This window comes from Methanosarcina sp. UBA411, from assembly GCF_002495725.1.
Classification (GTDB): domain Archaea; phylum Halobacteriota; class Methanosarcinia; order Methanosarcinales; family Methanosarcinaceae; genus Methanosarcina.
This window is the reverse complement of the sequence record NZ_DAGK01000011.1, coordinates 12629-28405: the sequence shown is the minus strand read 5'-3', so window position 1 is coordinate 28405 and position 15777 is coordinate 12629. Positions and strand designations below refer to the sequence as shown.

Sequence of the window (15777 nt, the reverse complement as noted above, 5' to 3'; positions counted from 1 at the left end):
TTAAAAAAACAGTTTCGATCTTGTTATAGCAGCCAAAGTACTGGAACACCTAGAAAAACCGGAATTAGCTTTAAGAGGTTCGTAGCTGTTTCCCTGGACTATGGTTCTATGCAAAAAATAAATTATTAGCGTTCACTCACTATTGAAGTTTATCTACTATTAGAATATTATTAAATTTACTTTAAAAAACTAGAATAATAAATATTCAAAAAACGGGAGACAATTTAGTGGAACCAGGAAAAACATCTAACCCGGAAAAAAATCGAGGTTTTAAGAATAAGCATTTTTACAATTTACGGGAATATTCTCTGGCGGGAATCTCATATACCCTTTTGACAATTATTCTTACTTATCCTGTCCTGTTTAAGATAAAAACCGATATTCCTGGAACGGGAGCGGATTCGTTTCAGTGGATGAGAATCTTATGGTACACAAAAATACCAATACAGGAAGCAGACTTAGCGGCTTTTACGCATGACCATCTCCTTTTTTATCCAAACGGCATAGAATCAATGCCCTTTTCATCAGCCTTCAATCAAATGCTCTATGTATTGATTTCTCCATTTTTAGAACTACACGTCATATACACGATATTGTGGCTCTTAACCTTTATAATCGGAGCTATTGGTGCGTATCTGCTGGTAAAGTACCTTACGGATAATAAATATGCTGCTTTTCTTGCAGGACTTGTATTCGCATTCTCCCCATACCATTTTTCCAGAGGACTATACTTTTTCGGAGCAGCGACAGTTCAGTGGATACCCTTTTGTGCGCTGTATCTCATGAAAACCATTAAAGAAGAAGGAATCAAGAATCCGATCCTAGCAGGAATCTTTTTTATTCTGGTGACAATGAGCGACCTGCAGTATCTGGTCTTTATGGGGATCTTTGCAGGGCTAGTATTTTTATACGATTTTTACCTGACTTTCAGGGCCGAGAAAAACTTCACTCTTTTAGTGAAAAAGATAGCTAAAAATTACTTCATTTTTGGCGGGGTCGCTTTTCTCGGAGTACTGCCTTTGACCATCAATGAAATACTTATTGCTCTTTCAAATCAAAACTTCTTAAAGCCAAGCATGGCTGAGATTCCCAAATTATCAAACGATTTGATGAGCTTTTTCCTGCCGTCTCATTTACATCCGTTATTTGGTCAGTTTACATCAGACTTATATTCGAATATACCGAGCTGGCCTGCTGAAAGAGTGAACTTTATAGGATATACTGTTCTGGGGCTTTCAGCCCTTGCATTCCTTAAATCAAAGAGAAAGCCTGACATAAAGTTCTGGTTAATATCTGCATTTTTCTTTACAATAATTAGCTTAGGACCCATATTACACTTTAACGGCGCATTTTCTTTCACGAACTTCAATCTGGAAATCCCGCTTCCATATGAGATACTATACAATACGGTTCCCTTCCTGAAAAACTGCAGGACAGTTGGCAGGTTTTTTGTTATTGCAACCCTTGGATACTCTGTTCTCGCAGGATACGGTTTTTCGGAATTACTTAAGTATAAGCCCGATAGAAAAAAGCTTATCTTTACAATAGTTGGTTTCCTGCTGATTTTTGAATACTTATCTATTCCATATCCGACCGCACAGGTAAATGTTCCTGATTTTTATTATGAAATTAGTAATGATACTGATAACTATGCAATGCTCGAAATTCCGCAAGATTCTAACGCAGGATACATGGATTTTCAGTATTTGTACTATCAAACCGTCCATAACAAATCCCTTGTCGGCGGATATGCAGCAAGGTATCCGCCCAATATAAATAAATTTCAGAGCGAAACCCCTCTTATTAAAGAACTGAAATATTATTCCCTACAAACTGAAGATATTTTACAGCAAGACATTACTGATATAGGCACGTCAGTCTTGAACACCTATAATATAAGATATGTTATCATCCATAAAAATCAGTTATCCAGTGAGCAGCTAGAGTTTGTAAACGATTTACTGGAAGAGACCCTTAAAACTGAACCGAAATTGTATGCTGAGGATGGGCTTATTGTTTACCGTGTTCCAGATGAAACTATTCGTCCCTTTATGCTTTTAGGGGACGGATGGAATCTTAAGGAGAACTGGGACGGCACATCAACCCGCCTGATCTCAAACAATGCTACATTATCGGTCTATTCAGACGATACTGAAAATGCGACATTAAAACTCCAGGCATGCAGTCTACATTCTCCAAAAACACTGGGGGTTTATAACGGCAAAACTCTCCAGAGTAAACAAACTATCAGCACTAATTTAAGCACGGTAAATATCCCAATCACCTTAAAAAAGGGAAAGAATGCTATTCTTTTAAATGTACCTGAAGGCACCGAAAGACCATGTGACTTTCCGGAACTAAAGAATAACAATACAAGGGAGTTAAGTATAGCAATTCAAGGAGTTCGGTTAATTGATTCGCCTGCAAAGTTATCATCAAGAGAATAACTATCAGATAGAGCTCTGAGTGATTAAGAAACTTAAAATATACGGGAGATAAGGGGTGTGGCCTTCCAGTCCTGCATTTCTATGAGAGGTAGTGTACTGATTTTTCTGTAAATTTGCTTCGTAGTTTATCATAAGTTTGATAGCAACCTATGGATATTCAAAAAGTTACAGATTTCTGAAAAATTATGAGATACCTCTTGTATGCAGGACTGACATAACTTTGCTAAAAACCGTAATACTAAAAATGTAATTTCTATTTTATTGTCTGATTATTATAGTGAAAATTACCATTTTCAGGCTGATTTTTCCACAATTGCCTATGTGTTTGTTTTCTTGATTATTCCATAGAATCTAAGAATATACTTGTTTCCTTCGATTAATCCCCTATCAAATGCGAAAAAATACCAAGAAACACATAGGCACTTTTTTATACGACTTCTGATCTCGAAAAATAATCATAGTTTTAAATTTTATAAAATTTAATATTATATTAAAGAATTGCAGGCTTGATGGGTATTTTGTCGGAAATGTTGGCGATATCCATCATATAAAAAACTCTACACCCTAAGAATCAAGTTTTACACAAATATCTAGATTTATCTTTAATTTAAAAGAAACTCCTCTATACTACTCAGTACTTATGCATAAATAATAAAAATACAGTGAGCAATTAATTTTAGTAAACGTTAGATCACAAAAATATATGAAGGATAAAAATGGGTGACTTCAGTACATTACATATAGGAACATATCAGGTACTTGCTTGGAAATATGAGTTACCACCGGTAAACGATCCTATTATTAATTTTATTTTTAAGCCTGGGGACAAGAAGATAGAAGAAGATAAAAGAAATGGAGAGACATTTTATTGGTGCATTTACCAAACAACTGTATCTGAAGTAAAAAGTAGATTTGAAGAGCTTCATTTCACACTAAATGATTTAGATAATGTTATTTCTGAAATAACAGGTATTCCTTTGCCCGAAGTTGAAATATCTATTTTTGATATATGTGCTGATAAATATCGATGGCGCAGTTTAATGGACCCAAATTTTTTAAATCCTTTTGAAATATGTAATATTGACTCTGAGAGTAAGGAAGAGGACGATGAGAACGAGGAAACATCCCCAAGTATTGAAGATTTTGAACTTGGTAATTATGTGCTTCTTCGAGAAATCCGGACACTGCTAGATATTTGTAGTGATTCAGATAAAGTCTCATTGGAGATGTATGGTACCTTGGGTTATAGAAGTTCTCCAGAAGAGTTTAACAACGTAGAGATTGTTTCTGAAAGTTCAACTGACAAAATTGTAATAGAAAGGAAATATTTAGAGATGGCAAAAGTCCATTTTACAGAGTATCGTTTTAACTTAGTATATATTGAACTATTCATATCACTCGAAGCTACATTAAGAGCTTATCTGCGGAAAAAATCTCCTTTAGTCTTCGAAGACTCTAGTAAAATATTAGACTTAGATGGGATTTTTAAACCGGTAAGCTTGATGGACTTGCTAAGATTTTCATTATTTTATATTGGAAAATTAAAAATGGATGAATCAATAAATACAGTTCTCGATTCTGTCAGTAGGGCATATACTAATCGAAATAATGTAATTCACAACAACGCTAAAAAATTTTATCGTAAAGATGTAGTTGAAGCTATATATAATGTGGAAAAGATTATCAAAATAATTAATGAATTAGGGTCTATTTAAAATATTGATCATATTTTGGATCATTTATATCATTTACAAATGTACTTAGAACATCTCGGCTTGTTAGATTGCTATCCTCGAGACCTACTTCCTTTCTCATCTGTAAAATCAAATCTCCAATCTGCCTATTTATTATTGATGAATCTTTGTTCTCTTGTGATGACTTAAGCAGATTGATATATGCCTTTAGAACTTTGCCAGAAGCATACATTGACATTCCCATTTGGACATTAATCCACTCAGTAGCGTTGATCTCGTATATTTTATTATCTTTTACTGATACAAGCACATCTTTTAATAAATCTATTAATTTAGAATATTGTTCCTTACGTTGCTCGTGTACCCTAAAATCTATTTCACTCTGTTTTGCACCTTTGATCTGCCACCCAACATATAATCCAGATGCGACTATTGCTAAAAATTGAACGACTATTGAAATTATTTGTATTGCTTGCTCTAATGAAATTGGAATTGCAAATTTTACAAACCCCAACAGGTTTACATCCATGTTTTATGCAATAATTTTTCTCAATATAAGTTTTGTTAATTTATTTGAAAAATTAATATTATATTAAGCTGGATGTATTGATATACGAACCTTTTCGTATACAACGTTCGGATTTTAGCAGGAAATAATCAGTTTTTCCTGTCAAAAACTCCAAAAATACCTCAAAATACGAACCTTTATAGAGAATGTTCATAATTCAGGTTTTATTTAAACCTGAATATTAACATACCCTTCGAGAGCTTTTATCCGTAAAAATCCAGCTAGAAATCGAAGTTACGTTCAGATTTTAGCCTAAAAACCTATGTATCATGTGTAGAACGAATTTACAGAACTTTTGATACATTGTCCTATAAGACTGGGGAAGCCTGGATTTCTTCCCCTTAAATCAATTAAAAAACGTTTTAAAATAAAGTTTTTTAACGTTTTAATTTACTTTTCTTGTTACTTTCCTTGTTTATTAACTAATTTTCTATTTTTTAATTACTTTTACTGTTTATATTTTCCTCAATTCATTTATATTCGGTGACGATTATTTTGTAACAAAAACCATTGCAGCTACAACTGTAGTCCATTTTCCGTCTTTGTCGCCATTTGCGGTCTGGCACATATGGAAAGTGTCAAAAATATGTCCACTTGCCTTGTAGACCTGCTCTCTCTCATGCCAGGCCATTTCTGCGTCAAATTCTATGCCAAGGGTAGTTGCAAGCATTGTTGCTGCCAGGTCTTCAGCATATTCTCCTGCAGTAATTTCTTCTTCTCCAAAAGAGTGATGTTCTGAAATATACCCATAATTTTCTTCATTTACAGGAACTGCAGTTCCTATAGCCGAGGCCATTAAACGATGAGGCTCGTTAGTATCATTCCTTGCAAGTACACAATGGACAATAGCACCAGGTTTTAACTCTAAAAGTCCTTCTTCTCTGGGTACGAGTTTGCAATTGGGAGGCAGAATACTTGAAACACTTACAAGATTGTATTTCTCTATTTTTGCAGCCCTTAGTGCAAGTTCAAAGGATGCTAAGCGGTCTTTGTGTACCCCGGTACCCTTTGTCAAAAATGCTTTTCTTGGGATCATGTTAACTCCTTAAGGGATTTATGCGTCTTCTGTGCGGTTTCCATTGTATGAACAATCAATACACACATAGATAATTTAAAATTTTTCTATAGTAGTAAGCTGAACTATTGGGCTGATAGTCCTATCTTTCATCTCTGAAACGTACACCAGAGTTATGAACTTTATCCTTTTCATTCTTAATTTTCAGAGACAGAGGTTTCTCTGTAAGAATTACGATCAAGGGAATGAACCTGCTCGGATAGTTAGGAAAAGCCTTCAGCTTTTTTGCTCTGCCCAGAAAGAGCTTTTTCATACACATCGGAATTTGCAATCCCTTCAAAGAGAAATCTGGTTTCTATAGGAATTTCACCTGCATGGACTTTTAGATCCTTTTTTTGTACACTAACTGTTACCTGGTCAGGGAGAAGCCCTGATTCGGCCATGTAATCAAGAATCAGCTTTCTCCCGAAAGCTTCAGCAAATTCCAGGGCTTCGCTCCGGATTACAAAGTGCCTCCTTCCTACAGGGGTGTATACAAAAATACCCTTTGTCTTAAGGTCATACTTGGACTCACTGTAAAGTGTGCGCACCGTAATCTCAATGCGTTTTGTCCCTTTTCCTGCAAGAGCTCCGACGGCGTTTCCAACATCTGAATATTCCGGAGCAAGAATATCTGCATCTATCAGCTTCTTCAGTTCATCCACATACGCCCGTACAGGACCTCCAAGCAGGATAACAGGAATATCCACTTTAAATCGAGCGAAGAAATTGCCATCAAGCATTTTTGTAATTTCGGTTCTATCTACTCCTTCCATCAGAAAAGCAATAAGGTCTCTTGCCATGTTCTTGGCAAAGAGCCGCTTCACATTTAAACAGAACTCATGCCTGTCGATTCCTATAAAGTTTGCAAGAAGAGTTGCTCCGATTTCCGAGGCTTCGGCATTCCACTCAGTGTATTCACCAAGCACATGCAGGGCATCCGTTGGAGTAAAACCGATTACCTGGACAAGCCGCTTCTGGATTAGAGAATCCATTACTCTTTTTGAAGGGAGAATATTTCTGTCCCAGTAAACGTCTTTGAGAGAGAGTGGTTCATCTCGTATAAGGGCAAGGAGCTCTTTTTCTTCCCGGCTCAAATTAACAGGTTTCTGCTCTGTCCGGATAAAGAATTTTGTTGCCTGGATATGTTCGTCCAGTTTGAGCCGGTCTGGAATCCAGCGTTTTTTCAGAGTGCTCATGAAATCAGGATACAGGACTGCTGCCCTGCAGAGCGGAATAACCCTTCTGGGGCCTATGTTTATATTTCCACTCTGGACCCAGACATGGCTGTCTCCCCCCATAGCCGAAGTCTCCATACGCAGCGCCCTGACTTTTGTTTGCCAGCCCCCCACAACTGCTCCTGTCTCGCTGAGGTGAGGAAGCCCTTTGTGAATTAGGGAAACATCCGTGCTTGTCCCTCCAACGTCAATTACCGCGCAGGTCTCATGCCTGGATAGGTAGGAAGCTCCAAGAAGACTTGCTGCTGGGCCTGAAAAGACTGATTCTATGGGTTTTTTCATGGCTTCATGCATATTTACTACTGATCCGTCACAACGGAGCATGGCAATCTTAGGGTTGAGACCTCTGCTTTCAATCTCGCTTACTACCGTCTTTAAGAAGCCCTCTGCTACAGGTAGGAGTTGGGCATTGAGGTAGGCGGTAACTCCCCTTTCATAGGCTCCTAGAGACTGGGCCAGTTCGTGCCCGCAGACAACAGGCAACCCTGCAAGCTCCTGAATCAGGGTTTTTACGCGCAGTTCATGTTCAGGATTTCGCACACTGAAATAAGAAGAAACTGCAAAAGCCGAGACCCTGTCTTTTATTTCAAGTACGAATTTTTCTACGGCTAAGAGGTCAAGGGCTGCGGCTTCCTCGCCATTACTGTCGTGCCCTCCCTGTACCATTATCCAGTTTTTAATTTCCGAATCGTCAGGGATATCATAATTTCCGATAAGGATCAGCCCAACAGGATATCCTGTGTTTTCAAGGATAGTATTGGTGGCAAGAGTAGTAGAAACTGAAACAACCGATACGAGTTTTAGCTTTTCCGGATCAAGTCCGTCAATTGATTTCTCTATTCCCCCAAGAGGATCAGGATAGGTTGTAAGGGCCTTGTTTGAGCATATAACTTTTCCATCTGATTTCCGAATTAAAACCGAATCAGTATAAGTTCCACCTGCATCAATACCCAGATCATATGCCATTTTTGAATTACAGTCCATTTTTTAGATCTCCACTTTTATTTTTCCGATATTTTTTGCATTACCCTTTCTTGCCATTTGTAATGCTGCCACTCTTATGCAATTTTAATTACATGCTGATGTTCTAACCACAGAATCTGGATAATAAATTATATTCAGGTTGGGTAGTTCGATTCAGCTTGATCAGTTCAATTCAGTCTGGTAAGTCTCGTTCAGCTCATCTGGAATCCTTTTTTCAGAATCAGAAGTTTATTTCGGATATTATTCTGGAAACAAACAGCTGTTTGGGAGTAGATAATAGATTCAAGAACAAATGTTGAATTCAGCAATGAAATTATTTGCACTATTGGGGATAAATATATAAATATTCCGGGAACTCTCCGATACTCAGATTTTTGGCATCCCGACTCCAACAAAAACAAGCTTTGTCTCCACGGGAATTGCTCCTGCTTCACTCAGAGATACATCTTTTTTACTTACCTCGATTTGAACCTGTCCCTTATCGAGGCCGGCTTCGGTCATGTATTCCATGACGAGTTTTCTTCCCAGGGTATTTGCATATTCAAGAGCTTCAGGATAGCTTCCAAAGGTTTCCCTGCCCTGAGGCGAAAATAAAAGAACAAGCCTTTTCTTATCTTTTGAGTAGGTACTTTTGATCAGGATTTCAATCCTTTTTATGCCCTTGCCCACAACAGCTCCGACGGCATTTCCTACCTCGGCGTACTCTGGAATTCTGATGTCGGCGTCGAGAATTTGCTTCAACTCTCTGGCATATGCGACTACAGGGCCTCCTATCAGCACTACAGGGATTTTCATCCTGAACTGCGTAAACCTGTCGGACAGGAGGATTTTTTCGATCTCCGAAGAAAGCACATCTTTCTGGATGAAAGATACCAGATTTAAGGCCATATTCCTTGCAACATCCTGTTTTATTTGTTTGCAGAGCTTGATATGGTCGGTCTGAGTATATCGTTCAAGAAGTTTTGCTCCCACAATTGAAGCTTCCCTATCCCAGGCTGTATATTCCCCGAGCACGTGAAGCGCATCGGTTGGAGTAAAACCGATTGCCTGGATCAGGCGTTTTCTGATAAGCGAATCAAGCAAGCCCGGAGAAAGCGTTTTCTTGGTCTCCCAGAAGATATCGTTAAGAGAGGCAGGAAAATTTCCGATTTTCTCAAAGAGTTCCGTTTCAAACTTTCCTAGGTCTGAGGGTTCAACACCTGTCTTTACAAAAAACTTGGTAGGCTGCACATTTTCGTCAAGACGCATAGCTCCGGGAATTCTCCCTTTTCTCAGGACTTCGAGGAAACCCGGATATTTGACCGCTGCAACGCAGAGTGGGATAACCCGCCTTGGGCCGATGTTTATTTTCATATTCCTGATCCAGACATGGCTGTCTCCTCCCATTGCCGAGGTTTCCATGCGGATAGCCTTTACCTTTGTTTGCCAGCCTCCGACTACAGCCCCGTCGGCACAGAGTTCTGGAAGCCCGTTTTCGAGCATGGAAACGTCCGTACTTGTCCCGCCTACATCAATAACTGCACAGGTCTCAAGCCCTGAAAGGTGAGATGCTCCTACAAGGCTCGCTGCAGGGCCCGAAAAAATAGATTCGATCGGTTTTTCCAGAGCTTCGTTAATGCCCACGACCGAACCGTCGCATTTGAGCATCAACAGCCTTGAATCCATTCCCCGCCTGGAGATTTCCTCCTGGATTGAGCGGATGAACTGGCTTGCAATAGGAATTAGCTGGGCATTTAAATAGGCTGTAGTCCCTCGCTCGTAGGCTCCAAGGTCAAGGGATAGTTCGTGCCCGCAAACCACAGGCATTCCAGTAAGCTCTTGGATACGAGTTTTGACCGCCAGTTCATGAGCAGGGTTTCGGATACTGAAATAAGAAGAGACTGCAAAAGCCGAAACCCTATCCTTAACCTTACTGACAAAAGCTTCCACAGCTTCCATATCAAGGGAAACAAGTTCGGCACCATGGTGGTCATGCCCTCCTTTGATGACGGTATGGAACTCAACATGCATTTTTTCAGGAATTTCATAGTCTCCTACAAGAATCAAACCTACAGGATAGCCATTTTTTTCAAGGATTGTGTTTGTGGCAAGCGTTGTTGAGACTGAAACCATTTTTATGTCTTTTAAATATTTTTGATTTAGACCGTTTATTGAATTCCTTATTCCTTCAAGCAAGTCGGGATAAGTAGTAAGTGCTTTGTTCGAATCCATCACTTTGCCATCGGAGTCACGAATGATAATCGAATCTGTGTAGGTGCCTCCGGCATCAATACCCATGCTGTACTGCATCTAAATGTCTCCTGTTCATTTTTGAAATAGGGGTTCATGAAATTAGCTTATGAGACTTAAATTGCCAGAAATATATTCTATTTAAAAATATATAACAGTTGGTGAGTGATTGGTGTACTGTCAAAGAAAAGAGAAAAAATGTCAGAATGGAAAAAGATAGTTGAGTTTCTGTCCGAAAAACGAGATCCAGAAAGGCTTCCGAATCTCTCATTCCTGATTTTAATATTTAATCCAATTAGTCTTTTATTATTTGGTTGACGTTTTCATGATGAATTTTCAGTGGAAAGATGCTTGCTTTTCTATATGCTAAAGTTAGCATGTTCTATCCATACCGAAATTTGGAACAAAAAAACAGAGAAAAGTCATTAAAGATCTACTTCATAATAACTTTAGTACATTTTTGAATTGTACTTAACTATTTTCATCAGCAACACCATTGATTTTTGTTCAAAAATGTTATTCATTACCCAAGTTGTCTAACAATAAGTCCTAAGAGTGTTTTGAAGATAACATTACTCGAATAGTAGAGGAATACCAATGATATTGAACAAAATAAACACGAAATTCTTCGAATAACAAAGATAAATAAATGAAGTACCTGAAAGCAATTTCGTGTCAAACGCACATGATTTCATGTCAAATTAAATACCACTAATGGCAAATATTTCAAAATAAAAACGAAACGAAAAAGTTAAATTTATTTTGATTTATAACTATCAAGTTTATTTTCAATAACAATTTAACCTGCGCTGGTGCCATGACTGAAACAATTACTTGGTTACATATTTCTGATACTCATTTCTGTAAAGAAAAAAATAGTTGGAACTGCCAAGAAATCTTTGATAGTTTCTTTACTGATCTAAAATTGATGGAAGAAAAATATGGTTTAATTCCGGATTTAATTTTTTTCACAGGCGACGTAGCTTTCGGTCAAGACCATTCTAAGTCTTTACTCCTCGAAGATCAATATATTGAAGCTCAAGAATTCATTGAAAAAATTTTGAATACATTTTCAAGGAGTATACCTAAAACTAATATCTTTATTGTCCCTGGAAATCACGATGTCAATCGGACCCAAATAACGCCAGACCAAATAGAATGGCTTAAGAATCTTCAAAAAAGCGGAAAGGAGAATGCAGGAGAAATTATCAACAGACTTATGAAAAGCAATGACAAACAGTGGAATAGATACATGGAGCGCTTGGCAGATTACCGTCATTTTCTGGAAAAAGGAGGTTATGATCACCTGCTTGGCGAACCCGAACGTTTATTATACTCAACAATACGTGAAATAAATGGATTTAAAGTAGGAATAACAGGCTTGAATTCATCGTGGTCATCTTCAGGAGACGGAGAAAAAGGAAATTTATGGCTCGGAATATATCAAATACTCAGTTCTTATCGTTCCAGAAAAGATGCCATGTTTTCGATATCACTCATTCATCATCCTCCAAATTGGTTTACTGAGTTTGAAGAACTGAATATAAGGAAAAATATGGAGAGAATGTTTAATTTCTGTCTTCACGGGCATGAGCATCAAGAATGGATTTCTCGTATCAATCAGCATATAAGGATTGCTTCTGGAGCTCTATACAACGGTTATGGAAAAGAAAACGTGTATAACTTTGTGAGGTTGTACCCTGAAGAAAATAAAGGAGAAATATTTCTACGCAAGTACGATAATGGACATTGGATACCGCATATAATAGGTGGAGAGACTGACGATTATGGGATATATAACCTAGAGTTTTTGAATATACCTAATCTAGAGAAGAGCTTGAATACAAGTATTAAGATAGAAGAAAATACAACTAATAATAAATTGGATATCGTGACACATAACCATGAGGAAAAGTCCCTTCCTAGAATAACTGTTTCTTTAAACAAAAATATACAAGGAAATCTGAGATCGAAGTCATCAAAACATGTAAGAGAAAGCCAAATCCGTTTGAAAACCTTTTATTCTACCAACGAATTCTTCTCTCGTTATCTTAAAAGTACAAACCTGCTGAATCACACATACACCTTTGTAGGTCAAGACGATATTTTATCACAGTTGGACGATTTTATAGAACATGGGAAAAAAATCGCCCTTTTGCCTGGCAGGGGTGGCATCGGAAAAAGCAGGATACTTTTAGAGTTCGGGAACATTTTCGAATCAAAATATCATGAATGGGAACTCAGATATCTTAATGAAAGCGTTTCACTTACAGTTGATTCAATTCATGAATTACCTGAAAGAAAATGTGTTATAGTGGTAGATGATGCCCATCGCAGAAAAGATATTGTTACATTATTAGAAACTGCTCAGCAGGCAGATATTTCCATAAAAATAATAATGGCTTTTAGACCTCATGGACGAAACTATATTAGAAATATTTGCAATAGATGTGGATTTGACACTCGAGAAATTGAAGAAATTTCAGAAGTGCAAGGTCTTAAAAGAAAAGAAAAAGAAACTCTTGGGAAAAATATACTTGTAGATAACCAATATTTAGAATCTCTAATTCAAGTAGCCAAAGACTCAACCATAGTTTTAGTCGTCGGAGCACAACTTATTGCTAAAAATAAAATACAACCAGCTTTTTTAGAACAAAATCAAGAATTTCAAGATACAGTTTTTAGGAGATTTCAGGAAGATATATTATCAGGTTCCATTAGTGATGATCTTGAAGCAGCTTTTTGTCAAGATATTCTTTCAATCATTTCTATTTTATCCCCAATTCCAAAAGATGATAGATTCATTGAAAGAGTGTCTGAGTTTTTTGATATAAATAAGTCAAAACTTAATAGATCAATTGATATTCTTGAAAGAAACGGAGCACTCCATCTTATAGGATCCAAACTAAGGATAACCCCCAATATTTTGTCAGATTATATACTACGCAATTCATGTATTACATCATACGGTGATTGTACAGGGTACTCTCAAGAGATATTTGAAGCCTTTGGAGATATTTATCGAGAAAACATATTGAATAATTTATCAGAATTAGACTGGAGAGTTAACAGAAAGCGGGAAGAAGCTGATCTTTTAGTAGGAATATGGGACACTATAGTAGATGAATTCAAAAATTCAACCAATTTTGAGAGAGCAAACTTATTTGGTGAATTGGAAAATATAGCTTATTTTCAACCAAGGAGAACATTAAAATTAATTGAATATGCAATCAATAACCCAATATCAGAAAAGAATGGCTCATCATTATATAACTTCACTCACGATGATGTGCTAGAAAAAATACCCCCTTTATTAAGAAATATCAGTCACAATATTGAATATACCGGACAATCTTGTGAATTTCTTTGGAACTTAGCCAACGATGAAACAAAGAAAGCAAACTCTAAATCGAAATATGCAATGACAGTTGTAGATTTAGCCAAGTATGAAATGTATAAACCATTAGAACACAACTCCATAGTCCTTGATTTTGTTGAAAGACAGCTAAAATATCCTAATGATTATGATCGTATATGCTCTCTATTGGATATACTTGATCCAATGTTAGAAAAAGAAGGAATTGCCAATAGATTGACTGGTGCTGAAGTAAGCTTTATACCTTTCTTAGTCTCTTATGAAAATACAAAACACATAAGAAGGAAAGTAATATCGCTAATTGGAGGCTATCTTAACTCCAAATCAACTAAGGTTGTATTAAGGGCATTGAAGAGTCTATCTGAAGCTTTAAATCAGCCTATGGGCTTCTTTGGAAAGAGTGTTTCGACTGCTGAGATTGAAATATGGCTTCCAGAACAAATGGGAATACTTAAAATCATAGAGGAAGCTTCAAAAATTACAACAGATCCTATTGTGAAAATTCAGATAAAATCATCACTTGCTTGGCATGCTAGACAAACTAACCAACCTGAGGTTGCAGAGAAAGCCAGTTCAATTATAAGATCTCTTCCCGAAGACTTTGATACTAAATTTATGAGAGCGGTTTGGTATCATTATGACAGGGATTATGAAAACTTTGAGGAGAATCAGAAACAGATCTCCCAAGAAATGGAAAAAGTAGCAAGAGAATTCCTGAATAGATGTAATAATAAAGGTAAACAGATTTTTGACTCTCTAAATGAAACCATTACCAAGTTCCAAATTATTGAGATTACAATTAATCCAGCTGACTTTTTGGTGGCTCTTTCCACTATAGATCATGAAATTGCTTGTGAGATTTGCAATCACATTATATCCGATACATCGAAACCTTTAGCTAATTATTTAGAGTTTTTATTGTTAGGGATTAGAAGAAAAGATGAGAATACAGCTATAAGGTTAACGGAGACTGTTGTCAATAGTGGTGATATGGTCCTCTGTCGTTCTGTAGCAGAAGGATATGCATATAGAGGATGGGCACTTAGACTAAAAAATGAAGAAATCAAAATAATAACGCAATTACTAAGTTCGCTAGATACAGACACAAGAAAACTGGCTATTGAATCTCTTGGTTATTTCCCCAATAGTCTGAAAGATGAAGCTCTTAAGCTTGCTTTGAGCGTTGAACTTGGAAACGATGAGAAATTAGCCGATATGTATTGTAGTATGTTTAACAAACATGGGATCTCACCTGAGAACTTGGATGCAGAACAACTTAAATTACTTCTTGAAAAATTATCCAAAATCAAAACTATTGAGGGGAATTTATATTATTTGAATATTTTTCTAACATATTGTAGTACAAAAATACCTGAAAAATTGGTTGATTTCCTTTTGGAAAGGGTAGACTTATCTAAAAATGTAAAATATAATTTGGATGGATTTCAACCTTTGCCTTACATAGGTTTTTTCGGCAAAGGATTAGACGGAATATCCCTTAGTCCTCATTACAAAGAGATACTTCGAAAAGTTAGAGATCGATCGTTAATCCCAGATCAGAAAGACAGATTTTGGCTTCCAAAGCTATATTCGTATATCTCTGATTTTTCATCAACTAGTCTTGAAGTTCTGAATGAGTGGATAAACACTAACGATGAAGAGAAAATAAAAGCAGTGGGAGTTCTTGTTAAGGAGGCTCCCTCTGATTTTGTGTTCTCACATTCTGATCTAGTCTCAAACTTACTTACAAATGCTCAAGTTATTAGTGACGAGTGCTATATAGAAGTAAGATCTAACCTATCAGACTCAGTTCTTTATGGAGTAAAGACAGGAATTCCTGGTCAACCAAGTCCTCAAGATGAAAAACTTCGTGATAAAGCTCAAGAGTTTATGGAAAAATATCAACCAGGATCACCTACTTGGGACTTCTACAACTGGCTCTATGAACAAGCCAAAAAATCAATAAGCGATTGGATACAGAGAGACAAAGAAATGATGGAAGATTGAGTTATGATTTCTTAACCTTAACTCCAATGTATTATGGGGAACATATAATAGGACTTATCAGTAAAAACATAATTTTCAATAGCAAGAACCCCAAAGCCAAAAGTACTATAATTTAATTCTCAAATTATTTATATAGCCATTGAAAACTCTATGATAAAAGTAAAACATTAAATGCTTTAT

8 protein-coding genes are annotated in these 15777 nt (G+C 36.8%); 4 read left to right on the top strand and 4 right to left on the bottom strand.

Annotation, left to right across the window (positions count from 1 at the left end; translation table 11 throughout):
- The first annotated feature begins 25 nt into the window (after nt 1–25).
- The 3 genes from BP861_RS15985 to BP861_RS03600 all read left to right on the top strand — a co-directional run bounded on the left by BP861_RS15985 (nt 26) and on the right by BP861_RS03600 (nt 4162).
- Nucleotides 26–85 (top strand): hypothetical protein, encoded by a 60-nt coding sequence (locus tag BP861_RS15985; RefSeq protein ID WP_349680992.1) that lies wholly within the window; start codon nt 26–28, stop codon nt 83–85.
- A gap of 142 nt (nt 86–227) precedes the next feature.
- On the top strand, nt 228–2447 hold the full coding sequence (locus BP861_RS03605) for a hypothetical protein (protein ID WP_292372676.1): 2220 nt from the start codon (nt 228–230) through the stop codon (nt 2445–2447).
- Between the two features lie 716 nt (nt 2448–3163).
- A complete protein-coding gene (locus BP861_RS03600) occupies nt 3164–4162 on the top strand; it encodes a hypothetical protein (protein ID WP_292372674.1) in 999 nt (332 codons plus the stop codon).
- Here BP861_RS03600 and BP861_RS03595 read toward each other — a convergent pair.
- The 4 genes from BP861_RS03595 to BP861_RS03580 all read right to left on the bottom strand — a co-directional run bounded on the left by BP861_RS03595 (nt 4155) and on the right by BP861_RS03580 (nt 10274).
- Nucleotides 4155–4670, bottom strand: coding sequence for a hypothetical protein (locus tag BP861_RS03595; protein ID WP_292372660.1), 516 nt, complete (start codon nt 4668–4670; stop codon nt 4155–4157). The two genes, BP861_RS03600 and BP861_RS03595, sit on opposite strands and share 8 nt — an antisense overlap.
- Nucleotides 4671–5199: 529 nt before the next feature.
- Nucleotides 5200–5745, bottom strand: a complete 546-nt coding sequence (locus tag BP861_RS03590) for a pyruvoyl-dependent arginine decarboxylase (RefSeq protein WP_292372658.1) — start codon at nt 5743–5745, stop codon at nt 5200–5202.
- A gap of 242 nt (nt 5746–5987) precedes the next feature.
- Nucleotides 5988–7967, bottom strand: a complete 1980-nt coding sequence (locus tag BP861_RS03585; protein WP_292372717.1) for a hydantoinase/oxoprolinase family protein — start codon at nt 7965–7967, stop codon at nt 5988–5990.
- Nucleotides 7968–8351: 384 nt separating this feature from the next.
- Entirely contained in the window at nt 8352–10274 is a 1923-nt protein-coding gene (locus BP861_RS03580) for a hydantoinase/oxoprolinase family protein (protein ID WP_292372656.1), read from the bottom strand.
- A 757-nt stretch (nt 10275–11031) separates the two neighbouring features.
- On the opposite strand from BP861_RS03580, the gene BP861_RS03575 reads away from it, so the two are divergent.
- Nucleotides 11032–15597 (top strand): metallophosphoesterase family protein, encoded by a 4566-nt coding sequence (locus BP861_RS03575; protein ID WP_292372654.1) that lies wholly within the window; start codon nt 11032–11034, stop codon nt 15595–15597.
- Nucleotides 15598–15777: the final 180 nt, after the last annotated feature.

Coding starts and splice junctions, on each gene's coding strand:
- BP861_RS03595 (WP_292372660.1), bottom strand. CDS start 4,670: ATGGATGTAAACCTGTTGGGGTTTGTAAAATTTGCAATTCCAATTTCA.
- BP861_RS03585 (WP_292372717.1), bottom strand. CDS start 7,967: ATGGCATATGATCTGGGTATTGATGCAGGTGGAACTTATACTGATTCG.
- BP861_RS03590 (WP_292372658.1), bottom strand. CDS start 5,745: ATGATCCCAAGAAAAGCATTTTTGACAAAGGGTACCGGGGTACACAAA.
- BP861_RS03600 (WP_292372674.1), top strand. CDS start 3,164: ATGGGTGACTTCAGTACATTACATATAGGAACATATCAGGTACTTGCT.
- BP861_RS03575 (WP_292372654.1), top strand. CDS start 11,032: ATGACTGAAACAATTACTTGGTTACATATTTCTGATACTCATTTCTGT.
- BP861_RS03580 (WP_292372656.1), bottom strand. CDS start 10,274: ATGCAGTACAGCATGGGTATTGATGCCGGAGGCACCTACACAGATTCG.